The organism is uncultured Xanthomonas sp. (assembly GCF_964278005.1).
Lineage (GTDB): Bacteria > Pseudomonadota > Gammaproteobacteria > Xanthomonadales > Xanthomonadaceae > Xanthomonas_A > Xanthomonas_A sontii.
Genome location: NZ_CAXYKF010000025.1, coordinates 63,121 through 88,785, shown reverse-complemented (window position 1 = coordinate 88,785; position 25,665 = coordinate 63,121). Strand labels below are relative to the sequence as shown.

Here is a 25,665-nt window from a genome sequence, read left to right as displayed (position 1 = left end):
GTCGCGCGCGCCGCCAGCGCGGCATCACGAACGTGCGGGCATAAAAAAGCCCCGCGGACCAGGGGGAGGTCGGCGGGGCCAGGGAACGGAGACTTGGGGAGGAGTCGCCGTTCCTGGATCTGCTCCAGGGGATGGGAGGAGATCCGCGACAGGTATTGCGCCTGTCGAGGGATATAAGAACATTCCCCACCTTGCTCGTTCGTGAAGATTTAAGTTAAAAATTTGTCAGATTAAGGACGGATTCATTCCCGAAAATCCGCGCAAATAAACCGCGTCAAAATTCCGTTCAATCAAAGCGATCCTGCACGCCCCGGGGTGTGACGCCAGTAGGAGTTTTGCGGCTTGTCGCGCCCGATGGGGTCAAAAAACCAACGCGAATGGGAAAGCGAAAATCGCGGGCGGGATAATCCTTCGGAAAACCCTCTGCGATATCCGGCGTGCATGCGCATGCGATGTCTACGCAAGACACCGCAGCGCCAGGTCGGGTCCCGGGTGCATGCCCGGAACCCGGGCACTCAATGCGCCTCGTCCCAGTTGTCGCCCACCCCGCTGTCCACCACCAGCGGCACCTTCAGCTCCGCCGCGGCGGACATCCGCCCGGTCACTTCCGGCAGCAAGGTGTCGACGAAGCCGGCATCGGCTTCGAACACCAGTTCGTCGTGCACCTGCAGGATCATCAACGCGCGGTCGCGGTGGTCCTGCAGCCACGCGTCCACGCCGACCATGGCGCGCTTGATGATGTCGGCGGCGGTGCCCTGCATCGGGGCGTTGATCGCGGCGCGCTCGGCACCGGCGCGCAGGCCCTGCTGGCGGGCGTTGATGTCGTTCAGGTACAGGCGGCGGCCGAACAGGGTCTCCACGTAGCCCTGGGTGCGCGCCTGCTCGCGCATGCGCTCCATGAAGTCGCGCACGCCCGGGTAGCGGCTGAAGTACAGCGCCACGTAGTCCTGCGCCTCGCCGCGGCCGATGCCCAGGTTGCGGGCCAGGCCGAACGCGCTCATGCCGTACATCAGGCCGAAGTTGATCGCCTTGGCGGCGCGACGCTCGTTGCCGGTGACCTCTTCGAGCTTGCGCCCGAACACCTCGGCGGCGGTGGCGCGGTGCACGTCCACGCCGCTGCCGAAGGCGCGCAACAGGCCCGGGTCCTCGGACAGGTGGGCCATGATCCGCAGCTCGATCTGCGAGTAGTCGCAGGCGATCAGCTTGCGCCCGGGCGGGGCGACGAAGGCGCGGCGGATGCGGCGGCCGTCGTCGGTACGGATGGGGATGTTCTGCAGGTTGGGATCGGAGGAGGACAGCCGCCCGGTGGCGGCGCCGGCCTGGTGGTAGCTGGTGTGCACGCGACCGGTGTCGGGGTTGACCATCTCCGGCAGCTTGTCGGTGTAGGTGCTGCGCAGCTTGGCCAGGCCGCGGTACTCCAGGATCACCCGCGGCAGCTCGTGCTGGTCGGCGATCGCCTCCAGCGCCTCCTCGTTGGTGCTGGGCTGGCCCTTGGGGGTCTTCAGCACCGCCGGCAGCTTCAGCTCGTCGAACAGCACCGCCTGCAGTTGCTTGGGCGAGTCCATGTTGAAGCTGCGCCCGGCCAGCGCGGTGGCCTTCTGCTGCGCGGCCAGCATGCGCTGGCTCAGGTCCTGGCTCTGCTTGCGCAGCTCGGCGATGTCCACGCACACGCCGTTGGCCTCGACCCGCGCCAGCACCGGCACCAGCGGCATCTCGATCTCGCGGTAGACCCGCGCCAGCGCCGGCTCGGCGTCCAGTTGCGCCGACAGCGTGCGGTGCAGGCGCAGGGTGATGTCGGCGTCCTCGGCGGCGTAGCCGGTGGCGTCGTCGATGGCCACCTGCGAGAACGCGATCTGCTTGGCGCCCTTGCCGGCCACGTCCTCGTACTTGACCGTGTCGTAGCCCAGGTAGCGCCGGGCCAGCGAGTCCATGTCGTGGCGGCTGGCGGTGGAGTTGAGCACGAAGCTCTCGAGCATGGTGTCGTCGGCGTAGCCGCGCACCTCCACGCCATGGCGGCGCAACACGTGCAGGTCGTACTTGCCGTGCTGGCCGACCTTGGCCTTGGCCGGGTCCTCCAGCAGCGGCTTGAGCATCTCCAGCGCCAGCGCGCGATCCAGTTGCACCGGCGCGCCGGGATAGTCGTGGCCCAGCGGCAGGTAGTCGGCGCGGCCCGGCTCGGTGGCGAAGCTGAGCCCGACCAGGTTGGCACGCATCGCGTCCAGCGCGTCGGTCTCGGTGTCGAAGGCGAAGCCGTCGGCGGCGCGCAGGCGCACCAGCAATTCTTCGAACGCCTCGGGTGTGGTCACCGCGGTGTAGTCGCCCTTGGCGGCCAGCGCCGGGTCCAGCGCCGTATCGGCGGCCGGCGCCGCGGCCCGGGCATAGCCGGCGGCGGTGCCGCGCAGGCTGGGCGTCGCCTCGCTGGCGGCCTCCGGCGCAGCCACGCCGCCGTCCAGATCACGCAGCGCCTGGGTGAAGCCGTAGCGCTGGTACAGACCGCGCAACTGCTCCGGCTCCTGTTCGCGCAGGCCCAGGGTGCGCGGGCCGCCGGGCAGCGTCACGTCGGTCTTGATGGTGACCAGCTCGCGGTTCAGCGGCAGGCGCTGCAGCGCCGCGCGCAGGTTGTCGCCGATCTTGCCCTTGATGGAGTCGGCATGGGCGATCACCCCGTCCAGCGAGCCATACTCGGCCAGCCACTTGGCCGCGGTCTTGGGTCCGCATTTCTCGACGCCCGGCACGTTGTCGATGGCGTCCCCCATCAGCGCCAGCAGGTCGACGATCTGGTGCGGCCAGACCCCGAACTTCTCCATCACCGCCGCATCCGAATCCATGCGGCTGCCGCTCATGGTGTTGACCAGTTGCACGCCGGGGCGCACCAGCTGGGCGAAATCCTTGTCGCCGGTGGAGATGGTGACGTCCAGGCCGTCGCCGGCGCCCTGCAGGGCCAGGGTGCCGATCACGTCGTCGGCCTCGACCCCGTCCTCGCGCAGGATGGTGATGCCCAGCGCATGCACGATCTGGCACATCGGCTCGACCTGCGCGCGCAGCTCGTCGGGCATCGGCGGGCGGTTGGCCTTGTACTGCGGGTACAGGTCGTCGCGGAAGGTCTTGCCCGGCGCGTCGACCACGAAGGCCACGTACTCGGGGCGCTCCTTGAGGGTGGCGCGCAACATGTTGACCACGCCGAACAGCGCGCCGGTGGGCTCGCCGGCGGCATTGGTCAGCGGCGGAAGCGCGTGGAACGCGCGATACAGGTAACTGGACCCGTCGATCAGGACTAATCGGCTCATCGGCCAATTCTACGCTGCGGCGTGTAGCCCCTCTCCCATCGGGATAGGGGTTGGGGTGAGGGTACGGCGCGAAGCGACCCGCTGACCTGGTTCACGAGGCTGCGCACGTACCCTCATCCGCCCCTACGGGGCACCTTCTCCGGAGGGAGAAGGGAACAGCCAGGAGCCCCTCTCCCACCGGGAGAGGGGTTGGGGTGAGGGTACGACGCGAAGCGACGCGCCGACCTAAATCCACGAGGCTGCGCACGCACCCTCATCCGCCCCTGCGGGGCACCTTCTCCCGGAGGGAGAAGGGAACAGCCAGGAGCCCCTCTCCCACTGGGAGAGGGGTTGGGGTGAGGGTACGGCGCGCAGCGACGCGCTGACCTGATCCACTAAGCAGCCATCCGCCCGCACCATTCCCACACCGCATGCAGACACTCGGCGCATACTCTGCGCATGTCCTGCCCGTGGAGAACACCGCAATGAAAGCCCTGATCCTGGTCCCGCTGTTGCTGCTGGCGGGCTGCGCCTCCACCGGCCTCGGCCCGGACGGCGCGCCGATGGACGTGCGCGGCGCGGAAACGACCCAGCGCAAGATGGACAACGGCGATACCGTCGACGAATACCGCGTGGGTGGCCAACTGCGCATGGTCAAGGTGACCCCGGCGCGCGGCCCGGCCTACTATCTGTACGACCGCAACGGCGACGGCCACATGGAAGTGGATGGCAGCAAGGACAATGTGTCGCCCGTGTACTGGAAGCTGTACAGCTGGTGACGGCGCGCCCGGCGCGTCGCCCAACGATGGCGGCGCGCGGGCGTGCTCGCGTCCCCGATCTGCCCAGACGGACGAATGCACGCCCGTGCCGGATGCCGGCCCCCTGTCGCGGCGTCGCCTCTAGCCGCAGCCGCGTGACAGGCCGAAGCGTATCGGCAAAGCGATAGGTCGCTGCGGCCAGCGGCCGGATGCCGGCCTCGAACGTGTTCCGCACCGCGCCGACGCCGGCGCGGGCCGATCAGCGCCTCAGCGGATCACCAGCACCGGCACCTGGCTGTTGGCGAGCACTTCCGCGGTCTGGCTGCCGAGCAGGACCCGGCTCATGCCGCGGCGGCCGTGCGAGGTCATCACGATCAGATCGCTGTTGCAGGCCACGGCCATGTCGATGATGCCCTCGGCGGCGTAGCGGTCGAGCACGTGGCGACCGTGCGCGGTCACTCCGGTGGCCGCGGCGGCGGCCAGCGCCGGCGCCAGGATCTTCTGCGCGCCGGCTTCGCGGTCCTGGCGGTATTCGGGGCTGGCCTCGTAGCCCACGCTCCAGCCCATCGCGTCGTACATGCCCATTGCCCACGGCTCGGACACGGTGACGATATCCACGTCCGCGCCGAGCTCGGCGGCCAGCGCCAGCCCCTGCTGCAGACCCTTGGCGGACAACTCGGAACCATCGATGGCGATCAGGATGCGCTGGTACATGGGATGCTCCGGTGACGCCGCACACGGCGGCCTGGACAGCATTGCACACCCATTGCGCGGCGCCTGCCTTGACCCGGATCAAATTCAGTCGCTGTGCGGCTTCAGCAGGCGTGCTGGATTGCCGGCCACGCGCGCGCCGGCCGGCACGTCGCGGGTGACCACGCTGCCGGCGCCGACCACCGCGTCGTCGCCGATGGTCACACCGGGCAGTACGATCGCGCCGCCGCCGATCCAGACGTTGCGCCCGATCGTCACCGGCCGCCCCAACTCCAACCCCTCGGCGCGCTGCGCAGCATCGCGCGGATGATCGGCGGCATAGAGCTGCACCGCCGGCCCGATCTGGGTGCCGGCGCCGATGTGCACCGGTGCCACGTCCAGGATCACGCAGTTGAAGTTGAGGAACACGTCCTCGCCGAGATGGATGTTGTAGCCGTAGTCGCAATGGAACGGCGGCCGCACCACCGCGCCGCGTCCCACCGAACCCAGTCCTTCGACCAGCAGCGCGTGCCGCCGCGCCGGTGGCTCGGCCAGCGCCGCATTGTAGCGCTGCATCCAGGCACTGGCCGCGTCCTGCTCGGCCTGCAGTTGCGCGTCGTTGGGACGATACGCCTCGCCGGCCAGCATCTTCTCTTTTTCGCTTCGCATCCTTGCCCTCCCAGGCAGTGGTCGAACGGGAATGATCGCATCGCGCTGCGTCACGGCGCGTGTCCCTGGCGGTGACGCGCAAGCCGCAGCCACGGCGACGTCGTGACCAACAGACCACGTCGCATTCACCGTCCAGCAACGCCTATGCGTCCGATCATCGAACGCCCATGCCGGCGCATTCCAGCCCGCGTGGGCTCTCCCCAGACAAAGGCGGTGCGCGATGTCCGAACGTGTGGAAGCAGGCCAGTTGGTGTTCGTCGCCGATGGTGAGGTCGGTGTCGGGGCGGTGCGCGAGGTCCGCGACGGCGGCGCCACGTTCGTCGTCAATATCGAGAACGGCGGCGATTTCGTGGTGCCGGCAAGCGCGGTGCGCGACGTGCATTTCGGCAAGGTGATCCTGGCGGTCGAGCACCTGCCTGCGCCGCTGCGCGAGGCGTTGCGGCATCCGCATGATGCGGAGTTGCCAACCTCGACCTATGCCGCCAGCGATCCGAGCGACGGGGCGCTGAAGGACTAGCCGCGCGGCGACACGTGCACGGTGGCGTATAGGCGATCGACTGCGCCGCCCTGGCATCGTCGGCCGACGGTTGGCGCCTGTAAACGGCATGCCCTGGCCTGGATGCCTGCATCCGCGATCAAGACACCGGTTCATTGAGCGCGTCATCGCGAGTTCCATCACCGCGCGTCGCGGCTGAAGCCGCTCCCACAAGGGCAAGGTCGGCATCGCGGATGGCCTCCCCGTCTGCGCGATCCGGGCGATCGGATCGCCCACCGGCGCCGCGATGGCCACTGCGGACCAGGAACACTCCAGTCGCTTGCGATGGAACAGGTCGCCAAGGTCATCATTGCGCCCTGCACCCCGACCGCCACAAGCCACACGGCTCCCGCATGAACGTCATCGCTTGGCGTTCCTAGGCCAGACAGACACGGTACGCCAGCGATGGCGGCAGGTGCTAACGTTCCGCGTTTCCGCACCCATCGCCCTCGGAGCCGCGCATGTCCGCCACTGCTTTCCCCGCCTCCCGTTGCGCCCGTCGGGCGCTGGTCCTCGGCATCGGCCTGGCGCTCGCCGGCGCCGCGCAGGCGCAGGTGGTGCGCACACCGGACGTGCCGGCGCCGCAGGACACGCCCTACCCCGGCACCCTGACCCTGCAGGTGGACGCCGGCGATGTGCGCCAGGGTATCTACCGGGTGCACGAGACCATCCCGGTCAGCGCCGGACGGCTGACCCTGCAGTACCCGCAGTGGATTCCCGGCGACCATTCGCCGAGCGGGCCGGTGGCGATGCTGGCCGGCCTCACCCTCACCGCCAACGGCAAGCCGCTGCCGTGGCGCCGCGACACCTTCGACGTGTACAGCTTCCACGTCGACGTGCCGCAGGGCGTGAGCGCGATCGACGCCAGCTTCCAGTACCTGTCGCCGCGCGACGACGGCTTCGAGATGACCGACAAGATGCTGCAGCTGGAGTGGAACAAGGTGGCGCTGTACCCGGCCGGCCACGACACCCGCGGCATCACCGTGGCGCCGAGCGTGACCCTGCCGGCCGGCTGGGAGTTCGGCACCGCGCTGGAGACCGCCAGCCGCAACGGCGCCACCACCACCTTCAAGCCGGTGGACTTCACCACCCTGGTCGACTCGCCAATCTATGCTGGGCGCTACTTCAAGCGCGTGGACCTGACCCCGGCCGGCGGCGCGCCGGTGCACCTGGACGTGGTCGCCGACGCGCCGCGGTTCCTGGACATCAGCGCCGAGCAGCTGCAGGCGCACCGCAACCTGCCGGTGCAGGCGATCAAGCTGTTCGGCTCGCACCACTACGCCCATTACGATTTCCTGTTCTCGCTGTCGGACGTGCTCGGCGGCAACGGCCTGGAACACCACCAGTCCAGCGAGAACGGACTGGCTGCCGACTACTTCAGCGCCTGGGACGAGAACGCGCCGGACCGCGACCTGCTGGCGCACGAGTACACGCACTCCTGGAACGGCAAGTTCCGGCGCCCGGCCGACCTGTGGACGCCGACCTTCAACGTGCCGATGGGCGACTCGCTGCTGTGGGTCTACGAGGGCCAGACCCAGTACTGGGGCTATGTGTTGACCGCGCGCGCCGGGATGTGGACGCCGCAGCAGTTCCGCGACGCGCTGGCGATGACCGCCGCCAACTACGACCGCAACCGCGCCGGCTTCCGCTGGCGCTCGCTGGAGGACACCACCAACGACCCCACCGCCGCGCACCGGTCCCCGCTGCCCTACCGCAGCTGGCAGATGAGCGAGGACTACTACAGCGGCGGGCAGATGGTGTGGCTGGCGGTGGATGCCAAGCTGCGCGCGATGAGCGGCGGGCGCAAGTCGCTGGACGACGTGGCCAAGGCGTTCTTCGGCATCGACGACGGCAGTTTCGCGGTCAAGACCTACACCTTCGACGACGTCGTCGCCGCGCTCGACGATGTGGTCCACTACGACTGGGCCGACTACATCAACCGCCGCGTCTACCAGGTGGACCCGCCGCTGCTGGAAGGCCTGCAGGCCAGCGGCTGGAAGCTGGTGTACACCGACCAGCCCAGCGCATTCGAAAAGCAGTACGACGGCCGCCACCAGTCGGCGCGGCACCGCTACAACTTCGCCTGGTCGATCGGCCTGGTGATGAACGACGACGCCAGCATCAACGACGTGCTGTGGGACGGTCCGGCGTTCAAGGCCGGGGTCAGCAGCGGTGCCACGGTGCTCGCGGTCAATGGCCAGGACTACTCGCGCGACACGCTCAAGCAGGCGATCGCCGACGCCAAGGGCGGCAGCGCGCCGATCGTGCTGACGCTCAAGTACCAGGGCGGCGTGTGCGACGTGCCGGTGAACTACCACGACGGCCTGCAGTACCCGCACCTGGTGCGGGTCGAGGGCACGCCGGACTACCTGAGCAAGATCATCGCCGCACGGCACTGAGCCGACACCGCCGCCGCTGCCGACAACGCAGCGGCGGCAGATGCGCGACGCGGCACCGTCACGCGCCGCACGCGGACGCCGACGACAATGGCAGGCGTGGTTTCCGTCCTGTCCCGGCATGCCTGCGATCGAGTTGCTGACCATCAATGCGCACATGGGCTTCAGCGCGCTGAAGCGGCGCTTCATGCTGCCGGAGTTGCGTGCGGCGATCCGCGCCCTGCCCGCGGACCTGGTGTTCCTGCAGGAGGTGCTGGGCGAGCATCAGCTGCACGCCGGCCGCCACGCCGACTGGCCGGCGCAGAGCCAGTACGCATTCCTCGCCGATACGCTGTGGCCGCAGTTCGCCTACGGCCGCAATGCGGTGTATCCGCATGGACACCATGGCAACGCGCTGCTGTCGCGCTTCCCGATCGCCTCCTTCGTCAACCGCGACGTCTCCATCGCCGGCCACGAGCATCGCGGGCTGTTGCATGCGGTGCTGGAGATCCCTGGGCTTGCGGTGGCGGTGCATGCGATCTGCGTGCATCTGGGCCTGCGCGAGGCGCACCGGCGACGGCAGATCGGCCTGCTCGGCGCGCTGATCGCCGAACTGCCGTCACAGGCGCCGCTGATCGTCGCCGGCGACTTCAACGACTGGCGCCAGCGCGGGCATCCGCTGCTGCAGCGGCATGGCCTGACCGAGGCCTTTGCGCAGCTACACGGACGCGTGGCGCGCAGCTTCCCGGCGCGCTGGCCGCTGTTGCCGCTGGACCGCATCTATGTGCGCAACGTGCGCATCGAGGCCGCACGGGTGTTGACCGGCCGGCCGTGGTCGCACCTGTCCGACCACGCCCCGCTGCACGCCAGGATCGTGCTGTGAACCGGACCGCGAACCGCGACACGCGCTGGCGCCAGGGCCACCGCCTGCAGTTGCTGGAGAACGGCGATGCGTATTTCCCGCGCGCCTTCGCCGCGATCGACGCGGCCCGGCACGCTGTGCTGCTGGAGACCTTCATCTGGTTCGAGGACAAGGTCGGCCTGGCGCTGAAGGACCACCTGGTCGCGGCCGCGCGCCGCGGCGTGCGCGTGCACCTGCTGGTGGACGCGTTCGGCTCGCCGGATCTCTCGCCCGGCTTCGTGCGCGAACTGACCGAGGCCGGCGCCGAACTGCGCCTGTTCGACCAGCAGCCGACCCTGCTCGGCGTGCGCCTGAACGTGTTCCGGCGCAATCACCGCAAGCTGCTGGTGGTGGATGGGCGAATCGGCATGATCGGCGGCATCAACTGGTCGGCCGATCACCTGGCCGATTTCGGCCCGGAGGCGAAACAGGACTACGCGGTGGAGGTACAAGGCCCGGTGGTGGCGGACATGGTCGCGTTCATGCGCCGGGCCCTGGCCACCCACGGTACCGGCGCGGGGTGGGTGCCGCAGGAGAACGTCGATGTGCCGCCCGCCGGCGCGGCCGAGGTGTGCTTCCTGCCGCGCGACAACGCCGGCCGATCACGCAGCATCGAGCGCGCCTACCGGCAGGCATTCCGCAACGCGCGGCACCAGATCATGCTCGCCAACGCCTACTTCTTCCCCGGCTACGGCTTCCTGCGCGACCTGTGCGCTGCCGCGCGACGCGGGGTGGCGGTGAAGCTGATTTTCCAGGGGCAACCGGACACGCCGCTGGCGCTGCTCGCCGCACGCGCGCTGTACCGGCATCTGGTCGATGCCGGCGTGCAGATCTTCGAGTACTGCGAGCGCCCGTTCCACGGCAAGGTCGCGGTGATCGACGGCCACTGGAGCACGGTGGGATCGAGCAATCTCGATCCGCTGAGCCTGGCGCTGAACCTGGAAGCCAATCTGGTGATCCGCGATGCCGCCTTCGCGCGCGACCTGCACGGGCGCCTGCAGCGACTGATGCAACGGCACTGCCGCGAAGTCGTGCCGGCGCAGGTGCCACACGGACGCTTCTGGCAACCGCTGCTGCGGCCGCTGCTGTTCCATGTGCTGCGCAACGTGCCGCAGTGGGCCAGCCGCCTGCCCAAGCGCACGCCGCGCACCGCGGTGCTGCGGCGCAAGCGGCACGCGCCATGAACCATCCGCGCACGCGTTGGCGCATGCTGCGCCGCTTCGCCTATCTGGCCTTCCTGGTCCTGGTGGCGGTCCTGCTGGTGCGCGCGGCGCGCACCGTGGACTGGGCGCAGGTCGGCACCACCCTGGCGGGCTACGGTGCCGGCACCCTGGCCGCCGCCGCAGGCCTGAGCCTGGCCAGCTACGTGCTGTATGCCGGCTACGACCTGGCCGCGCGACGTTACGCGACGCATGCGGTGCCGACGCCGCGGGTCATGGCGATCGCGGACATCGCCTACGCTTTCAGCCTGAATGTCGGTGCGCTGATCGGCGGCACCGCGATCCGCTACCGGCTGTACGGACGCGCCGGGCTGGGCCTGGCGACGATCAGCCGCGTGGTCGGCTTCGCCATCGCCACCAACTGGATGGGCTATCTGCTGCTGACCGGCGTGCTGCTGGTCAGCGGCCGCCTGCGCACGCCGGCGCAGTGGCCGCTGAGCGGCGCGGTGCTGCCATGGGTCGGCGCCGCCATGCTGGGCTTGGTGGTGGGCTACCTGATCGCCTGCCAGCGCGCGCATGGCCGCACGCTGCAGGTGCGCGGCCACGTCCTGCACCTGCCGCCGTTGCCGCTGGCGCTGCTGCAACTCGGCCTGGGCACCGGCAACTGGGCGCTGATGGGCGCCCTGCTGTACGTGCTGATGCCGGCCGGCGTGGCCTATACCGCGGCGCTCGGCGCACTGCTGGCGGCGGCCGTGGCCACCGCCATCGCCCACGTGCCGGCCGGCATCGGCGTGCTGGAAGCGGTGGTGCTGCCGCTGCTCGGCGCTCAAGCGCCGCAAGCGGAACTGCTGGCGGCATTGCTGGCCTATCGCGCCTTCTACTACCTCGGCCCGCTGCTGCTGGCCTGTGCCGGCTATGCGCTGCTGGAAGCGCGATGGCGGCGCGGCCTGAGCGAGACCGTGTGCGCAGCAAACCCAGACCCGTGACCACCTGACCTGTTGCGCTGCGCCTGCGGTGCCAGCGTCGCAGCGCACGCGTCCCGGAGCAGGGCGGTCATGCCGCCGCACGGATGCGCTCTTCGGCACCCCGGCACGGTCGACCGAGCGAACGCGCGCAGCGCACACCATTGGCTGTCCTCATCGCCGCACACCATTCCCGGGAGGTCGCATGAAACTGCTATTCGCCGTCGCGCTCGCGGCGCTGCTGTCGCCGTGTCTGTACGCATCCGCTGCGCCCTCGCCCCTGCTGGGCAACTGGGCCGTGGACGTGGCGCGCCTGGATCAGGCACCCCAGGACCGGCCCAAGGCCGTCACCCTGCGCTTCAGCGAGGCGGGCAAGGGCAAGTGGTCAAGGTCGACATTGCCGAACAGGGCGGCGGCACCATGCATGCCGAAGGCGTCGCCGCGCTCGATGGCCGCGCCACGCCGGTGAAGAACAACTTCGAGGCCGATGTCTTCGTCCTGCACATGCCCGCGCCCAACGTGCTGGTGATGATGCTGTCCAAGGACAGGAGCGTGGCCTCGACCCGCATCTACACCGTCGCCGCGGACGGCCGCTCGATGACCGAAACCGTGTCCGCGTTCGCGCCGGACGGCACACCGACGATGCGCACCAACTACTTCACCCGCGTCGCGGCATCGTCCGCGCCGTCGCCACGCTGACGCATGCGCCGGTCGCGGCATGTCAGACCGGTGCTGGCCTACGCAGCTCTCCAGCGAGGTACAGGCCAGGAACCCAACCAGCTCGGTCATCGCCTGGCGTCCTGGCGCGGCCGCGGTCGCTGACGTAGGGACCATGAAGCAAGACCATGGATGCTCCCTGCGTAGATGCCCGCCCTGCCCGGCCAGTCGCGCCAGCCCGCCGCGAGCGGCAGACCGCGTTACAGGAACCGGTTCACTTGCGCCAGGCCGATCTGCGATGGCCGCCGGAATGCGTTCTGCACCTTGTCGATCTGCGAACCAGGTACGCCTTGCGCCTCGAAGTGGCCTTTCCACTGGCGCACCACGCCCGCCACCTCATCGATCACCGCTGCCGCGGCCGCGGTGGTGAGGGCAAACCTCGCGCAGTGCGTGAGCGCGTTGTCGAGCGTGGACAGGCGCCCCTGTGCGCCGATCCCCAGGTGCAGGAAGCGCTCGCTGCCGCCGCTCGGCCTGGGAACCACGTCGTAGAGCGGGCTCAGGCGCCAGCCGCCGAGGTCGCCACGGTACACAAGCGCGTGGTTGCGGAGATGGTCGTCATCGTTGCAGACCAGAATGTTGAACACCATGCGCCGGAAAAGTTCGTGGCGATCGGCAGTCACCTGTCCCGCCGCACCCAGCCGGCCCAGCGCGTCGGCGATGTCTGCATAGGCCATCTTCGGCGAATCCATTTCATGCACGCCCAGCGCCGTCAGCGCACTGACCATATGCCATTTGCGATAGCCCTCGGCCTCCGTGCCGCGATCGAAGCGCGCAATCATCATCACCGTCCCGCGACCTGGCACATCGATCAGCCGGGTGTCGGGAACATCCATCTTGGCAAGACGGGCCAGTTCCAGCGTGGCGTGCTCGATCAAGGGAATGTCGAACGGATCGCGCCGGGTCGGGAACTTGGCCAACCACTGCCGTCCCTGATCGACCAGCACCGCTTTGGGCCGCATGCCGCCGAGCGTGGGCGCCTCGCCCAGCAGCTCGAGCAAGTGTTGCGGAACGGACTCGCCCTCTTCGATTCGCTCGGCGGCATCGAGCAGGTGATCCAGATGCATCGGCCGCAGCAGACCGCTGTCGCGCGGCGCGTCTTCGGGACGGCGACGGAAGTCGAGGGCACCGCTGCGGTTGGGACTGGAATTGTCGATCAGCACCCGGTCGTTGAGTTGGCCTTCCTGGATGCGCAGCGTGTTGGCAAGCACGCGCCGGCCCCAGGCATCGGGAAGGGCATCGCGGATGGCGCCGAACAGGGCGAGATCGCCCGGCGGGGCGACCTCGATACCGGGCGCTACTTCGTCCAGGCGCAGGCTGCGGGGATCGACGTCGATGGCGCCGGGGCGGCGGGAATAGCGCATGCCATAGGCAAACCGGCTACCGACTGATGCGGCGTGCGTTTCCACCAGCGTCAGCAGCCCTGCGGGCACGTCCTGATCGGCTCCCTCAAGGCGGATCATGACGTAACGTTCGTGGACAGGCATCGTCAGAAATCCAGTTTCTTGCGCAGATCGCGCTTGCGCACCCGGCGTCCATGCGCCGCATCCATGGCCTGCGCCACCGGATCGTGCAATGCCTGCAATGTGCCGAGCAGGCCCAGCACTTCCATGACGCTGACCCACGCCCAGATGGCGACGCCGGGATTGCCCGATTCGATCTTGAGGACGGTCAGACGGCTGACCCGGGCACGCTCGGCCAGTTCCTCCTGGGTCATCGTCCGGGCTCTACGGCCGCGACGAATGACGTCTCCCAGCGACGTGATGGCCGAGCTCGCCAATGGCGACAACCTGTCGTAAGCAGCCATGTCTTCAATCCGATACGCAAACAGCGTTTATGCAACTAATCGGATACATCATACCGCGGCAGACATCGGCCGCAAATCGAAGAATAGTCTTCAATTATGAATTTTATGCCGCTTTAAGTCTTCTATTGAAGACATTTAGAACGTCGAGCATCTCGCCATCCCGCCGCGTCCGCAGACGGGACCGAAGAGCGCACCTACAACAGGGTCAGATTGGCGTACGCCATCACCAGCCACTTGGCGCCGGCCTCGTCGAACTGCACCTGCACGCGGGCGTGGGCGCCGCTGCCTTCGTAGTCGATGACCACGCCGCCGCCGAACTTGGGGTGCTGCACGTTGGCGCCGAGCTTGATCGCCGGGGCCTCGATCACGCTGTGCCCGAGGCTGCGCGGCGCACCCAGCGACGCGCTGCGCGACACCTGCACCTTCGGCCGCACTTCGTGCAGCAGTTCGCGCGGGATCTCGCGCAGGAAGCGCGAGGGCACGTTGTAGTTGTCCTGGCCGTGGATGCGCCGCGACTCGGCATAGCTCAGCACCAGCTTGTGGCGGGCGCGGGTGATGCCGACATAGGCCAGGCGCCGCTCTTCCTCCAGGCGCCCGCTCTCTTCCAGCGAACGCGCGCTGGGGAACAGGCCGTCTTCCATGCCGGCCAGGAACACGATCGGGAATTCCAGGCCCTTGGCCGAGTGCAGGGTCATCAACTGCACGCCCTCCTCGCCGGCCTGGGCCTGGCCTTCGCCGGCCTCCAGCGAGGCGTAGGCGAGGAACGCGACCAGCTCGGTCATCGCCTGGCGGCCTTCGTCGGCGTCCTCGTCGCCGTCGGCGCGGACGAAGCGCGAGGCCACCGACACCAGTTCGTCGAGGTTGTCGGTACGCGATTCCGAATCCAGCCCGCCGCGGCTTTCCTTGCCCCAGTGCTCGCGCAGGGTGGAGCGCGCCAGCACCTGGTCGATCTGTTCGGGCAGCGGCAGCCCGGCCACGTCCAGGGCCAGTTGCTCGATCAGGCCGAGGAACTGGCCCAGCGCGTTGCGCGCGCGTGCGGCCAGGTCGCCGCCCTGCTGCGCGGCCTGTCGCGCCGCCGCCCACAGCGACAGCGACTGCGCGCGCGCCAGGCGCCGCACTTCGTCCAGGGTGCGGTCGCCGATGCCGCGCGGCGGCGTGTTGACCGCACGCTCGAACGCCGCATCGTCGGCGCGGTTGGCGACCAGGCGCAGGTAGGCCAGGGTGTCCTTGATTTCGGCGCGCTCGAAGAAGCGCATGCCGCCATAGACCCGGTACGGCACCTGCTCGGCGATCAGCGCCTCTTCGAACGCGCGCGACTGCGCGTTGCTGCGGTAGAGCACCGCCGCCTCGCTGTAGCTGCCGCCGTCGCGCACCCACTGGCGCACGCGCTCGACCACGTAGCGCGCCTCGTCCACCTCGTTGTAGGCCGCGTACAGGTCGATCGGCTCGCCGTCGCCCGAATCGGTCCACAGCTGCTTGCCGATGCGGTCGGGGTTGTGCGCGATCACCGCGTTGGCGGCGTTGAGGATGTTGGCGCTGGAGCGGTAGTTCTGCTCCAGGCGGATGGTCTGCGCGCTGGGGAAATCGGTGAGGAAGCGCTGCACGTTCTCGACCTTGGCGCCGCGCCAGCCATAGATCGCCTGGTCGTCGTCGCCGACCACGAACACGTGACCGCTGTCGCCGGCGAGCACGCGCACGAACGCGTACTGGATGGCGTTGGTGTCCTGGAATTCGTCGACCAGGATCTCGCCGAAGCGGGCGCGGTAATGCGCCAGTAGCGCCGGGGTGTCGCGCAACAGTTCGTGCGCGCGCAGCAGCAGTTCGGCGAAGTCGACCAGGCCGGCGCGGTCGCAGCGCTCCTGGTACAGCGCGTAGGCGTTGCGCAGGGTGGTCACCCACTCGTCGCGCGGTTCCGGCTGGATGTGCTGGGCGCGGCGGCCCTCGTCCTTCTGCTGGTTGATCCACCACACGATCTGCTTGGGCGGGTACTTGCCCTCGTCCAGCTCCAGCTGCTGCACCACGCGCTTGACCAGCCGCAGCTGATCGTCCGAATCGAGCACCTGGAAGCTCTCCGGCAGCTTCGCGTCCTGCCAGTGCAGGCGCAGCAGGCGGTGCGCCAGGCCGTGGAAGGTACCGATCCACATGCCGCGGCTGCCGTTGCGCAGCTGCAGGTCGGCCCGGTGGCGCATCTCGCCCGCGGCCTTGTTGGTGAAGGTGACCGCCAGGATCCCGTGCACCGGCACGCCATGCACCTGGTGCAACCAGGCGATGCGATGGGTGAGCACGCGCGTCTTGCCGGAGCCGGCGCCGGCCAGGACCAGGTAGTGGCCGGGCGCTGCGGAAACGGCCTCGCGCTGGGCGGGGTTCAGATCGTCGAGCAAATGAGAGACATCCACCCGCGCATTTTAGCCGGTGCGGCGGCGCAGCGGCTGCGACAGCGCGCGCCACCCGGCACACGACGTGGCGTCAATCGGTGCGGAACAGCCGTTCGGCGAGAAAATCCACGAACACGCGCAGCTTCGGCGACAGTTGCCGACGCGACGGCCACACCACGAAGAACGCGCCGCCGTCGGCCATGTGCGCGTCCAGCACCGGCTGCAGGCGGCCGTCGGCCAACGCGTCCTGCGCCAGGAACGCCGGCATGCAGGCGATGCCCAGGCCGGCGATCGCCGCGGCGCGCACCGCTTCCATGTTGTTGCAGGTGAGCACCGCCGGTGGCAGCGGCGCCGGTTCGGCCAGCGGCCAGTCCTGCGGCTTGCCGGTATCGGGAACGCGGAACAGCACGCCATCGTGCGCGGCCAGCTCCGCCGGGGTCTGCGGCACGCCGCGGCGGCGCAGGTAGTCCGGCGCCGCGCACAGGCAGAAGCGGAACGGCCCCAGGCGCCGCGCCAGCAGCCGCGAGTCGGCCTGCACGCCGCTGCGGATCACCGCATCCAGGCCGTGTTCGAGCAGATCGACCACGCGGTCGTCGAACTCCAGGTCCAGCGCCACGTCCGGATAGCGCTGGCGGAACTCCGGCAGCAGCGGCACCAGGAAGCGGTAGCCGATGGTCGGCAGGCCGACCCGCAGCCGCCCGCGCGGCGCCTGCCGGGTCTGCGCCAGCGCGTCCTCGGCCTCGCGCAGGTCGGCCAGCACGCGCTGGCAATGCTCCAGGAACAACGCGCCCTCGGCGGTCAGCGCGATGCGCCGGGTGGTCCGCTGCAGCAGGCGCACGCCGAGCGCGCGCTCCAGCCCGGCCACGCTCTTGCCCACCGCCGAGGCCGAGATGCCGAGCACGCGGCCGGCGCCGACGAAGCTGCGCTGTTCGGCGGCCCGGACGAAGGCGACGATGCCGGTGAGGCGGTCCATGCCGCGATATTAGAGCGTTCCATTCCGCAAAGTGCGGAGGATCGCGGCCTTTTTCGCGAATTGCCGCCTCGGTATCTCTAGTGGCTTTCCGACATCCGCCGCCAGAGCCGCTCCGATGACCTCCGCTTCGCCTCCCGATTCCACTGTCCTGCCGCGCCGCGGCGCCGCCCTGGCCGCAGTGTGCCTGGCCGCCCTGGCGCTGCCGCTGAACTTCTCCGGCGGTGCCGTCGCCACCCCGGCGATCGGCGCGGCCCTGGGCGGCAGCGCGCTGGCTTTGGCCTGGATCACCAACGCCTTCATGCTCAGCTTCGGCAGCCTGCTGCTGGCCGCCGGCGCGCTCGCCGATCGGCATGGGCGGCGCCGGGTGTTCCTCGGCGGTCTGGCGCTGTTCGCCAGCGCCAGCCTGGGCGTGGCCGTGGCCGGCTCGGTCGCGGCGATCGACCTATGGCGGGCGCTGCAGGGCGTCGGTGCCGCCGCCGCGCTCGCCGCCGGCACCGCGGCGCTGGCCCAGCTGTACACCGGCGCGGCGCGCACGCGCGCGTTCAGCCTGCTCGGCACCACCTTCGGCAACGGCCTGGCGTTCGGCCCGCTGGCCGCGGGCGCGCTGAGCGAACGGCTGGGCTGGCGCGCGATCTTCTTCGGCGTGGCCGCGATCGCGGCGCTGGCGTGGGCCCTGGCCGCGCGCTGGCTGCCGGCCTCGCGCGCTCCGGCCGGCGGTCCGCCCGACCGCGCCGGCGCGCTGTGTTTCAGCGCGGCGCTGGCGCTGTTCACCGCCGGCCTGATCCAGGGGCCGCACAGCGGCTGGGGCAGCGCCGCGACGCTGGCCCTGCTCGGTGCCGCGGCCCTGCTGCTGCTCGGCTTCGTGTGGATCGAACGGCGCCGCCGGCATCCACTGCTGGACCTGAGCCTGTTCCGCTACCGGCGCTTCGTCGGCGTGCAGCTGCTGCCGGTCGCCACCTGCACCAGCTACGTGGTGCTGCTGGTGCTGCTGCCGCTGCGCATGATCGGCGTGGATGGCACGCCGGCGGCCAGTGCCGGCCTGACGCTGCTGGCGTTGTCGGCGCCGATGCTGCTGGTGCCGAGCCTGGCCGCGGTACTGGCGCAGCGCATCGCCCCAGCCTGGCTGTCGGCAGCCGGGTTGGCGGCGGCCGCGGCCGGCCTGTGCTGGCTCGGCGCGCGGCCCCCGGCGCAGGCGCTGCCGGCATTGTTGTTGATCGGTGCCGGTACCGCCCTGCCCTGGGGCCTGATGGATGCGCTGTCGGTGAGCGTGGTGCCGATCGAACGCGCCGGCATGGCCGCCGGCCTGTTCGGCACGCTGCGCGTGGCCGGCGAAGGCATCGCCCTGGCCAGCGTGGCGGCCCTGCTCGCGGCCTTGGTGCAGGTGCGGCTGGCCGCGGTCGCGCCGCTGCTGCCGCACGCGGCCCTGGCGGAGACCGCGCAGCGGCTGGTCGCCGGCGATCTGTCCGCCTCCATGGCCGAGGGCGCGCTGTCCGCGACGCAACTGCGGCTGGCCTACGCGGCGGCCTTCGGCACGCTCACCCGGGTGCTGGCGGCGATCACCGCGCTGGCGGCGATCGCGATCTGCGTGCTGCTTGGGCGCACGCCGCAGAACGCGGTGGATGGGGGCCGCTGATCGCGACGGGCGCCCCGCCTGTAGGAGCGGCAATGCCGGCCGCGGCTAGAAACGTCGCAAAGATCTTGTCGCCGTAGGAGCGGCTTCAGCCGCGACAGGCCTTGCCGACATCCCGGTCGCGGCTAAAGCCTCTCCTACAAAGAAGGTCACGGCTGCACCGCGCGCAACCGCGGCCGGCATGCGCCGCGGCGCTCAATGCACCGCAGACACCGACAACTCCAGCGCCAGCAGCGCCTGCGCGGTCTGCTGCGCCTGCACCCGCAGCTCGGGGATCGCCAGGCTTTCCCACAGGCTGCCGATGCGCAGGCTGCCGAGCACGCGGATACGCGGCGTGGCGTGGCCATCGGCGTCGAGCAGCGCACCATCGGCGGCGCTGCCCACGCCGATGCCGTGCGGCCCCGGCTGTGCATGGCCGCACCCCAGCAACTGGTGCAGCAGCGGATTGCGCATGGTCTGTGCGCGCAGTTCGACGCCGGTGGCGTTGATCACGCAGTGCGCGTCGAGCTGCAGCGGCACGCCGTCGGCGCCCATGCCGTTGACCTGCACGCAGGCGCCGACCGGGAACACCGTGTCCAGCCGCGCGCGGTGCAGGCGCAACTGGCCGACCTGGCGCATCGCCTGCAGCTGCGCGAAGACCGGCGCGGCGATGCGGTGCCGGTGCACGTCCCAGTAGCGCACCACATGACGCAGGAAGCGGCGCTGCTCGACGACCGACAGCGATTGCCACAGCGCCTGGCTCAGCGGGCGTATCCGGTCCATCACGCTCTGCCAGGGCCGGCCCTGCGCCTGTGCCGCGGCGGCATGGCGACGCAGCGCGCGCACGCGCTGGCGCAGCGGCATCGCCAGCAACGCCTGCGCATCGAAGTCGGCCGGCGCGCCATGCGCGGCGTGCGGCAACGGCAGCAAGGCGTGCCGCGAGACCACGTGCACCGGGCCGCGGTGCGCATTGGCCAGCAAGGTCAGCACGCTGTCGGCCATGCTCAGCCCGGAGCCGACGATGCACACCGTGGCCTCGCGCGGAATCGCCTGCAACTGCGCATAGTCCCAGGCCTCGATCCGCGACGGCGCGTCGAGACTGGGGGCACCGCGCGCCGGCAGCGGACGCAGGCTGTTGCCCAGCGCCAGCACCGTGGCACCGGCGTGCAGCTGTCCACCGTCGTGCAATTGCAGGCGTTGCCCGCCGGTCGGCTGCGGGTGCAGCGCCAGCACGCGCGCCTGGCGCCATTGCAGGCGCGCCGGCCCGGCGGCCTGCGCCTGCAGCAGGCGCGCGCGCAGGTAGGCGGCGTAATGCCGGCGCTGCACATAGGCCTCGGCCAGTGCGGCGCGCGACAGCTGTGGATACAGCGCCTGCTGCTGCAGCCAGTCGAGGAGATCGTCGGGCGTCTCGGCGAAGGCGCTCATGCGCCCGGCCGTCACGTTCAACAGGTGCTCGGCGCAGGGCGTCGCATAGGCCACGCCTTGCGCCAGTGCCGGCTGCGATTCGATCAGTTGCACGCGCAGCGCCGTACCGGCCTGGCGCAGCAAGTGCAAGGCGACCAGCACGCCGGCCGCGCCGCCGCCGACGATGGCGATGTCGCAGTCGTCGTCGACCGGTTCGCTGGGCACAAGCTCATTCATGCGGCGATTGTAAGGGAAGCCCCCACCGGCCCGGCCCGCGACTGAGAACCGTCGCGCATGTGCCGGCACCGATCGCGCATGAGCGCGTCATGCGCCTGTCATCGGCGTGCGTCACATCAGCGCATCGGCCAGGCGCGCGATGCCTTCGCGGCTGCGCCGCCAGGCCGGCCGCTTGCGCCAGTCCTGCAACGTCAGCACCCGCGCGTCGGCCAGGTAGTCGGCCTCCACCGCGCGCAGCCGCTGCACCACCGCGGCGCTGTAGCACAGCATGCCGACCTCGGCGTTCAACGCGAACGAGCGGATGTCCAGGTTGATCGAGCCGACCAGGGCGATGCCCTCGTCCACGCTCAGGTGCTTGGCGTGCAGGAAGCACGGCCGGTACAGCGCGATCTTGACCCCGCTGCGCAGCAACTCGTCGTAATAGGCTTCCTGCGCCCAGGCGGTGAGCCGCTGGTTGTTGCTCTCGGACAGGATCAGCTGCACGTCCACCCCGGACAGCGCGGCGATGCGCAGCGCGCTGAGCGTGGCCTCGTCCGGCACGAAGTACGGCGTGACCATGACGATGCGCCGCCGCGCCAGATGGATCAGCGCGTTGACCGTGTCGCGCGCGTTCTCGAACGGATACGCCGGCCCGCTGGGCAACAACTGCGCGGCGACGCCGCCGCCGTGGATGGAGGCGGGCGCGACCACGCTCAGGCGCTGCCCGGTCTCGATGAACCAGTCGCTGGCGAACACCGCCTCCAGGTGCGCCACCACCGGCCCCTGCACGCGCGCCACCAGCTCGCGGTTGGGATGGCCGGGCACGAACTGCGGTTCGGCCAGGTTCTGCGAACCGATGTAGCCGACACGGTTGTCGATCACCGCGATCTTGCGGTGGTTGCGCAGGTCCATGCGGCCGCTGCGGCGCCAGCGCAGCCCGCCCGGCAACAGCGCCTGCACCTCGACCCCGGCCGCATGCAGGCGCTTGCGGTAGCGGCGCAGGCCGCGGCGGCCGCCGCGCGCATCCAGCAACAACCGGCACTGCACGCCGCGCGCGGCGGCGCGCAGCAGCGCCGCGCTCACCGCATCGCCGACCGCGTCGTCGAACATCAGGTAGTACAGCAGGTGCACGCGCTCGACCGCCGCGTCGATGTCGTCGATCAGCGCCTGCAGCGAGGGCGCGTAGCGGTCGAGCAATTCCACGCTGTTGCCGTGGGTCGGCATGAAGTCGCCCTGGCGCTCGACCAGCGGCACCACTTCGGCGACCACGGTGTCGGCCGGCGGCGCCCAGCGCAGCGCGGTCAACGGCACCTGCTGCTCGCGGATCACCTGCGAGGCCAGCGCCTGGCGGCGGATACGCTCGCGCGACAGCCAGGGGTGGCCGAGCAGCAGGTACAGCGGCAGCCCCAGCAACGGCACGAAGCCCACCAGCAGCAGCCAGCTGCGCGCCGCGCCGGGCGTGGTGCGGGTGGGGATCCACAACAGCGCCACCAGCCGGATCAGCCAGTCCAGCGCCAGCAGCCACGTGCCTTCCAACCAGACCGGCAGCATCGCGATCCTCGCAACCCAGGTCGCCCGATTCTGCGGACTGCGCCGGCAAACGCAACCATGGCCGCAGCGGCGGCGGGGTTTTCCATCCCCCAGACGCACGAAACCCGCCTTGCGGCGGGTTCCGTGTCCAGCGTGAACAGCGATCCGAGGATCAGCCGATCACTTGATCTTGCCTTCCTTGTACAGGACGTGCTTGCGCACGACCGGATCGTACTTGAGGAATTCCATCTTCCCCGGGGTGTTCTTCTTGTTCTTGTCCGTGGTGTAGAAGTGGCCGGTACCGGCCGAGGAAATCATACGGACCTTATCGCGCTTGCCTGCCATGATGCTCTACTCCTCAGACCTTTTCGCCGCGCGCACGCAGCTCAGCCAGAACGGTGTCGATGCCGTTCTTGTCGATGGTGCGCAGCGCGTGCGCGGAAACCTTCAGCTTGACCCAGCGGTTCTCGCTGGCGACCCAGAAACGGCGCTCGTGCAGGTTGGGCAGGAAACGACGGCGGGTCTTGTTGTTGGCGTGGGAGACGTTGTTACCCGTCTGCACACGCTTGCCGGACACTTGGCATACGCGGGACATTGCGCACCTCGATAGTAGTTTGGTCGCCCATAGCCTGGGAGACGGCGGCCCCGGCAGCCCTGCGGCCACCACGCGACGTGGGAAATCAAACGGTTACGCTGGGAGAGGCCGGCCGGAGATCGCGCATCCGGCCGCCGGCCCCGACCTCGTCGGGCACAGCGAGCCGCGCATTATGCAGGCGATCAAGGGCTTGTGCAAGTTGTCCACAGGACCAGGCGCCGCGCGCAGGCCCGGGCCGATGGACCAGGCGGGCGTTGCTATTGTATCCGGCGCAAGCCGCTTGCTAGCCTCGTCCAGACCATGCGCCGCCTGTTCCGTCCACTGCGTACCTCCCTGATGATGCTGCTGCTGGCGGCGTTCCTGGTCGTGCCGGTGGCCGATGCGCTGGCCTGCGCGCTGGAGCCGGAATCGGCCGACGCGGTGCACGCGCCCGCCGCGGCGCATGCCGATGGCGAGGACAGCGACGGCAAGCATGCCGGCGCCTGCAGCCACAACCATTGCCACCACTCGAATCTGAGCCTGCCGGCGAGCGCCCTCGCCGTGTTCGGCGCGCCGCGACCGGCGCGCTGGATGAAGGCCGTCGACGCCTCCCCTGCAGGCGTCGTCCAGGACGGATTGAAGCGCCCGCCCAGAGCGTGAGTTGAGCGTGTCCCGCGATCGCGGGGTTCCGTTTCCCTCATCTCTGGAATTTGCTCATGTCGACTCCGACACGTCGGCCGCCGCGCGCGGCCGGGCGGGTCGTCGCCGTGCTGCTGGGCCTGGTCCCGGCCGCGCTGGCGATGGCGCAGACCGCCCCTTCCTACGACACCTTGCTGCAACGCCTCGACCAACTGCCCGGCAGCCGCGTCGGCGCGGCGCTGACCGAGGCCGCCGATGCGCGCGCCGAACAGGCCCGGGCGCTGCCCAACCCGTCGCTGTCCTGGTCCACCGAAAACGCCTGGGGCAGCGGCACCTATGCGGGCACCGGCCGCGCCGAAACCTCGCTGACCCTGTCGCAACCACTGGAACTGTGGGGCCAACGCGGCGCGCGCATCCGCGCGGCCCGCGCCGACGCCGTCGCAGCCGCCATGCGCGGCACGCAGCATCGCAGCGAGGCCGCCAGCGAGATGGCCTCGGCCTACGCGCTGGCCGAAAGCGCGCTGCGCCGTCATGCGCTGGCCGAGGAAGCGCTGGGCCTGATCCGCGACGATGCGGCCGCCGTCGAGGCGATGGTCGCGCAGGGCCGCGAGCCGCAATTGCGCGCAGTGCAGGCGCGCAGCGAAGTGGCCGAGGCCACCGCGGCACTGGACGAGGCGCAGGCGTTCCGCGACGCGGCGCTGGCGCGCCTGGCCGCGATCGCCCTGCTGGACACGCCGGTGCAGTCCCTCGACGGTGGCCTGCTCGACCGCGCGCCGCCGTCGCCGCGCGCGACCGAGGCGACAGCGCTGCCGGTACGCATCGCCGCCGCGGAAGCCGAAGCTGCTGATCGCCAGGTCGAGGTGGAGCGCAAGCGCGCCCTGCCCGAGCTGAGCCTGACCGCCGCGCAGACGCATTTGCGCGAAGACCGCGCCCACGCCTACACGCTCGGTCTCAGCCTCAGCGTGCCGCTGTTCGATCGCAACCGCGGCGGTATCCGTGCCGCCAGCGCCGAACGGCGCGCAGCCGAGGCGCGGCTGGAGCAGCAACGCCGCGCCAGCGCCGCCGACCGCCTGTCCGCACTCGCCACGCTGAAGGCCGCCGACAGCCGCACGCGCGCGGCCGACGCGAGCGTGGCCGCCGCGCAGGAGGCCTACCGCCTGGCCCGCATCGGCGTCGACGCCGGACGCATCGCACAACTGGAGCTGCGCAGCACCCGCGCGGCGCTCATCGCCACGCGCGGCACCGCGGTGGACGCGCGCCTGGCGCGGGTCGCGGCGGAAATCGCATTGGCCCGCCTGGAAGGGCGCGCGCCGTTCATGGAGGCACAATGAACCTGTCCCGTTCGATCTCCCTTGCCGGCAGCGTGCTGCTGGCGCTCCTGCTGGCCGCCTGCGCCGGCGACAAGCAGGCCGCCCCGGCGGCCGACGACGCCCACGACCATGGCGCCGAGGGCAAGGACACAGCCCACGCACCGGTGGCCAAGACCGCTGCCGATGCCGGCGACGTGGTGCGGCTGACGCCGCAACAGATCGCCGCCTCCGGCCTGGACGTGGTCGCGGTCGGCCGCGGCGGCGGCGCCTCGGTGCGCCTGGCCGGCCGGGTCGAACCGGCAGTGGGCGCGCGCGCCTCGGTGGCCTCCACCGTGACCGGGCGGGTCGAGCGCGTGCTGGTCGCGCCGGGTGCCGAGGTGCAGGCGCAGCAGCCGCTGGCCATCGTGGTCAGCGGCGAGGCCGCGGTGTTCCGTGCCAATGCGCTGGCGGCCGCGGCCGAGGCCAAGGCCGCCGGACTGGCGCATGCCCGCGACCGCGCCCTGGTCGAACAGGGCGTGGTCGCGCGCCAGGAGCTGGAAACCTCGCATGCGCGGGCGCTGGCGGCGCAGGCCCAGGCCGCCGCCGCGCAGGCCCAGGCCGCGGCCAGCGGAGCCCCCGATGCCAGCGGCCGCGTGCGCATCGTCAGCCCGATGGCCGGCATCGTCGGCAACGTGCAGGTCACGCCCGGCAGCGTGGTCGCGGCCGGCAGCGTGGTGGCCGAGGTCGCCGATCCGGCGCTGAACGAGCTGGTGTTCAGCGCGCCGCCGGCGCTGGCGGCGCAGGTCGCGCCCGGCATGGCGCTGGAGGTGCGCGGGACGGGTGGCAGCTTCGCCGCCCGGGTCACGGCGGCGGCGGCCGACCTGCGCCAGCCGGGCGGTGCCGCGGTGATCCGCGCGATGCCGGTCGATACCCCCCTGCCGCCGGCCGGCTCGCCGGTCTCGGCGGTGCTGGTCACCGACGGCCAGGACAGCGCGCTCAGCGTCCCCACCGATGCGGTGCAGACCGTCGAGGGCCGCAACGCGGTGTTCGTGGCGGTCGCGGGCGGCTTCAAGGCGCAGCCGGTGCTGGTCGGGCGGCGCGCCGGCGACCGCATCGAGATCCTCGGCGGACTGCGCGGCGACGAGCGCGTCGTCGGCGCCAACGCCTTCCTGCTCAAGGCCGAACTGGCCAAGGGCGATGCCGAACACGGCCACTGAGG

General features: G+C 70.5%; 23 protein-coding genes. 12 read left to right on the top strand and 11 right to left on the bottom strand.

Translation table 11 applies throughout. The features are described from left to right. Nucleotides 1-515: 515 nt before the first annotated feature. The gene (polA, locus tag ACHWVH_RS18545) at nt 516-3,287 is read right to left on the bottom strand and encodes a DNA polymerase I (protein WP_394687733.1); all 2,772 of its coding nucleotides are present in this window, start codon (nt 3,285-3,287) and stop codon (nt 516-518) included. A 464-nt stretch (nt 3,288-3,751) separates the two neighbouring features. On the opposite strand from polA, the gene ACHWVH_RS18540 reads away from it, so the two are divergent. Further along, nucleotides 3,752-4,045, top strand: coding sequence for a DUF2782 domain-containing protein (locus ACHWVH_RS18540; RefSeq protein WP_017910345.1), 294 nt, complete (start codon nt 3,752-3,754; stop codon nt 4,043-4,045). 246 nt (nt 4,046-4,291) lie between these two features. Here ACHWVH_RS18540 and ACHWVH_RS18535 read toward each other — a convergent pair whose 3' ends face one another. Continuing rightward, nucleotides 4,292-4,738 (bottom strand): universal stress protein, encoded by a 447-nt coding sequence (locus ACHWVH_RS18535; RefSeq protein ID WP_148828883.1) that lies wholly within the window; start codon nt 4,736-4,738, stop codon nt 4,292-4,294. A gap of 84 nt (nt 4,739-4,822) precedes the next feature. Beyond that, the gene (locus tag ACHWVH_RS18530; protein WP_394687732.1) at nt 4,823-5,383 is read right to left on the bottom strand and encodes a sugar O-acetyltransferase; all 561 of its coding nucleotides are present in this window, start codon (nt 5,381-5,383) and stop codon (nt 4,823-4,825) included. A gap of 220 nt (nt 5,384-5,603) precedes the next feature. Between ACHWVH_RS18530 and ACHWVH_RS18525 the strand changes: the two genes are divergently transcribed. From ACHWVH_RS18525 to ACHWVH_RS18495, 7 genes are all read left to right on the top strand, one after another. Then, nucleotides 5,604-5,900, top strand: coding sequence for a hypothetical protein (locus ACHWVH_RS18525; RefSeq protein ID WP_295924308.1), 297 nt, complete (start codon nt 5,604-5,606; stop codon nt 5,898-5,900). A gap of 479 nt (nt 5,901-6,379) precedes the next feature. Then, nucleotides 6,380-8,317 carry a M61 family metallopeptidase gene (locus ACHWVH_RS18520; protein ID WP_267098847.1) on the top strand — a complete coding sequence of 646 codons (1,938 nt, stop codon included), beginning with the start codon at nt 6,380-6,382 and terminating at the stop codon, nt 8,315-8,317. A 118-nt stretch (nt 8,318-8,435) separates the two neighbouring features. Beyond that, nucleotides 8,436-9,176 (top strand): endonuclease/exonuclease/phosphatase family protein, encoded by a 741-nt coding sequence (locus ACHWVH_RS18515; protein ID WP_394687731.1) that lies wholly within the window; start codon nt 8,436-8,438, stop codon nt 9,174-9,176. Then, nucleotides 9,173-10,378 (top strand): cardiolipin synthase ClsB, encoded by a 1,206-nt coding sequence (clsB, locus tag ACHWVH_RS18510; RefSeq protein WP_394687730.1) that lies wholly within the window; start codon nt 9,173-9,175, stop codon nt 10,376-10,378. The genes ACHWVH_RS18515 and clsB overlap by 4 nt, the downstream gene beginning before the upstream one ends. Next, nucleotides 10,375-11,340 carry a lysylphosphatidylglycerol synthase domain-containing protein gene (locus ACHWVH_RS18505; protein WP_295924302.1) on the top strand — a complete coding sequence of 322 codons (966 nt, stop codon included), beginning with the start codon at nt 10,375-10,377 and terminating at the stop codon, nt 11,338-11,340. Before clsB ends, ACHWVH_RS18505 begins: the two co-directional genes overlap by 4 nt. A gap of 181 nt (nt 11,341-11,521) precedes the next feature. Then, nucleotides 11,522-11,785: a hypothetical protein gene (locus tag ACHWVH_RS18500; RefSeq protein ID WP_394687729.1), complete on the top strand. Its 264-nt coding sequence runs from the start codon at nt 11,522-11,524 to the stop codon at nt 11,783-11,785. Next, a complete protein-coding gene (locus tag ACHWVH_RS18495) occupies nt 11,737-12,015 on the top strand; it encodes a hypothetical protein (protein ID WP_295924298.1) in 279 nt (92 codons plus the stop codon). Before ACHWVH_RS18500 ends, ACHWVH_RS18495 begins: the two co-directional genes overlap by 49 nt. Nucleotides 12,016-12,233: 218 nt before the next feature. On the opposite strand, the gene ACHWVH_RS18490 is transcribed toward ACHWVH_RS18495, so the two are convergent. The 4 genes from ACHWVH_RS18490 to ACHWVH_RS18475 form a co-directional block, all read right to left on the bottom strand. Continuing rightward, nucleotides 12,234-13,517, bottom strand: a complete 1,284-nt coding sequence (locus ACHWVH_RS18490) for a type II toxin-antitoxin system HipA family toxin (RefSeq protein ID WP_394687728.1) — start codon at nt 13,515-13,517, stop codon at nt 12,234-12,236. Between the two features lie 2 nt (nt 13,518-13,519). Then, nucleotides 13,520-13,837 carry a helix-turn-helix transcriptional regulator gene (locus ACHWVH_RS18485; protein WP_223875660.1) on the bottom strand — a complete coding sequence of 106 codons (318 nt, stop codon included), beginning with the start codon at nt 13,835-13,837 and terminating at the stop codon, nt 13,520-13,522. Nucleotides 13,838-14,031: 194 nt separating this feature from the next. Then, complete coding sequence (gene uvrD, locus ACHWVH_RS18480) at nt 14,032-16,233, bottom strand: DNA helicase II (RefSeq protein WP_267126171.1); 2,202 nt, start codon at nt 16,231-16,233, stop codon at nt 14,032-14,034. A 70-nt stretch (nt 16,234-16,303) separates the two neighbouring features. Further along, on the bottom strand, nt 16,304-17,185 hold the full coding sequence (locus ACHWVH_RS18475) for a LysR substrate-binding domain-containing protein (protein ID WP_267084001.1): 882 nt from the start codon (nt 17,183-17,185) through the stop codon (nt 16,304-16,306). Between the two features lie 115 nt (nt 17,186-17,300). Between ACHWVH_RS18475 and ACHWVH_RS18470 the strand changes: the two genes are divergently transcribed. Then, nucleotides 17,301-18,818: an MFS transporter gene (locus tag ACHWVH_RS18470; RefSeq protein WP_394687727.1), complete on the top strand. Its 1,518-nt coding sequence runs from the start codon at nt 17,301-17,303 to the stop codon at nt 18,816-18,818. A 192-nt stretch (nt 18,819-19,010) separates the two neighbouring features. Here the strand turns inward: ACHWVH_RS18470 and ACHWVH_RS18465 are convergent, their stop codons facing one another. From ACHWVH_RS18465 to rpmB, 4 genes are all read right to left on the bottom strand, one after another. Continuing rightward, on the bottom strand, nt 19,011-20,435 hold the full coding sequence (locus tag ACHWVH_RS18465; protein ID WP_394687726.1) for an FAD/NAD(P)-binding protein: 1,425 nt from the start codon (nt 20,433-20,435) through the stop codon (nt 19,011-19,013). A 111-nt stretch (nt 20,436-20,546) separates the two neighbouring features. Further along, nucleotides 20,547-21,965, bottom strand: coding sequence for a cardiolipin synthase (gene cls / locus ACHWVH_RS18460; protein WP_010342732.1), 1,419 nt, complete (start codon nt 21,963-21,965; stop codon nt 20,547-20,549). Nucleotides 21,966-22,124: 159 nt separating this feature from the next. Further along, the gene (rpmG, locus tag ACHWVH_RS18455; RefSeq protein WP_169411268.1) at nt 22,125-22,292 is read right to left on the bottom strand and encodes a 50S ribosomal protein L33; all 168 of its coding nucleotides are present in this window, start codon (nt 22,290-22,292) and stop codon (nt 22,125-22,127) included. 10 nt (nt 22,293-22,302) lie between these two features. Beyond that, on the bottom strand, nt 22,303-22,539 hold the full coding sequence (rpmB, locus tag ACHWVH_RS18450; protein ID WP_010342733.1) for a 50S ribosomal protein L28: 237 nt from the start codon (nt 22,537-22,539) through the stop codon (nt 22,303-22,305). A 300-nt stretch (nt 22,540-22,839) separates the two neighbouring features. Between rpmB and ACHWVH_RS18445 the strand changes: the two genes are divergently transcribed. The 3 genes from ACHWVH_RS18445 to ACHWVH_RS18435 are packed head-to-tail and all read left to right on the top strand — an operon-like array spanning nt 22,840 to nt 25,663. Further along, a complete protein-coding gene (locus ACHWVH_RS18445; RefSeq protein ID WP_394687725.1) occupies nt 22,840-23,178 on the top strand; it encodes a hypothetical protein in 339 nt (112 codons plus the stop codon). 56 nt (nt 23,179-23,234) lie between these two features. Then, nucleotides 23,235-24,488 (top strand): TolC family protein, encoded by a 1,254-nt coding sequence (locus ACHWVH_RS18440; protein WP_394687724.1) that lies wholly within the window; start codon nt 23,235-23,237, stop codon nt 24,486-24,488. Continuing rightward, a complete protein-coding gene (locus ACHWVH_RS18435) occupies nt 24,485-25,663 on the top strand; it encodes an efflux RND transporter periplasmic adaptor subunit (RefSeq protein ID WP_394687723.1) in 1,179 nt (392 codons plus the stop codon). The genes ACHWVH_RS18440 and ACHWVH_RS18435 overlap by 4 nt, the downstream gene beginning before the upstream one ends. Nucleotides 25,664-25,665: the final 2 nt, after the last annotated feature.

Bases quoted from the DNA above. Each gene is read 5' to 3' on its own strand.
- polA (WP_394687733.1), bottom strand. From the start codon at position 3,287: ATGAGCCGATTAGTCCTGATCGACGGGTCCAGTTACCTGTATCGCGCG.
- ACHWVH_RS18540 (WP_017910345.1), top strand. From the start codon at position 3,752: ATGAAAGCCCTGATCCTGGTCCCGCTGTTGCTGCTGGCGGGCTGCGCC.
- ACHWVH_RS18535 (WP_148828883.1), bottom strand. From the start codon at position 4,738: ATGTACCAGCGCATCCTGATCGCCATCGATGGTTCCGAGTTGTCCGCC.
- ACHWVH_RS18530 (WP_394687732.1), bottom strand. From the start codon at position 5,383: ATGCGAAGCGAAAAAGAGAAGATGCTGGCCGGCGAGGCGTATCGTCCC.
- ACHWVH_RS18525 (WP_295924308.1), top strand. From the start codon at position 5,604: ATGTCCGAACGTGTGGAAGCAGGCCAGTTGGTGTTCGTCGCCGATGGT.
- ACHWVH_RS18520 (WP_267098847.1), top strand. From the start codon at position 6,380: ATGTCCGCCACTGCTTTCCCCGCCTCCCGTTGCGCCCGTCGGGCGCTG.
- ACHWVH_RS18515 (WP_394687731.1), top strand. From the start codon at position 8,436: ATGCCTGCGATCGAGTTGCTGACCATCAATGCGCACATGGGCTTCAGC.
- ACHWVH_RS18505 (WP_295924302.1), top strand. From the start codon at position 10,375: ATGAACCATCCGCGCACGCGTTGGCGCATGCTGCGCCGCTTCGCCTAT.
- ACHWVH_RS18500 (WP_394687729.1), top strand. From the start codon at position 11,522: ATGAAACTGCTATTCGCCGTCGCGCTCGCGGCGCTGCTGTCGCCGTGT.
- ACHWVH_RS18495 (WP_295924298.1), top strand. From the start codon at position 11,737: ATGCATGCCGAAGGCGTCGCCGCGCTCGATGGCCGCGCCACGCCGGTG.
- ACHWVH_RS18490 (WP_394687728.1), bottom strand. From the start codon at position 13,517: ATGCCTGTCCACGAACGTTACGTCATGATCCGCCTTGAGGGAGCCGAT.
- ACHWVH_RS18485 (WP_223875660.1), bottom strand. From the start codon at position 13,837: ATGGCTGCTTACGACAGGTTGTCGCCATTGGCGAGCTCGGCCATCACG.
- ACHWVH_RS18475 (WP_267084001.1), bottom strand. From the start codon at position 17,185: ATGGACCGCCTCACCGGCATCGTCGCCTTCGTCCGGGCCGCCGAACAG.
- ACHWVH_RS18470 (WP_394687727.1), top strand. From the start codon at position 17,301: ATGACCTCCGCTTCGCCTCCCGATTCCACTGTCCTGCCGCGCCGCGGC.
- ACHWVH_RS18465 (WP_394687726.1), bottom strand. From the start codon at position 20,435: ATGAATGAGCTTGTGCCCAGCGAACCGGTCGACGACGACTGCGACATC.
- cls (WP_010342732.1), bottom strand. From the start codon at position 21,965: ATGCTGCCGGTCTGGTTGGAAGGCACGTGGCTGCTGGCGCTGGACTGG.
- rpmB (WP_010342733.1), bottom strand. From the start codon at position 22,539: ATGTCCCGCGTATGCCAAGTGTCCGGCAAGCGTGTGCAGACGGGTAAC.
- ACHWVH_RS18445 (WP_394687725.1), top strand. From the start codon at position 22,840: ATGCGCCGCCTGTTCCGTCCACTGCGTACCTCCCTGATGATGCTGCTG.
- ACHWVH_RS18440 (WP_394687724.1), top strand. From the start codon at position 23,235: ATGTCGACTCCGACACGTCGGCCGCCGCGCGCGGCCGGGCGGGTCGTC.
- ACHWVH_RS18435 (WP_394687723.1), top strand. From the start codon at position 24,485: ATGAACCTGTCCCGTTCGATCTCCCTTGCCGGCAGCGTGCTGCTGGCG.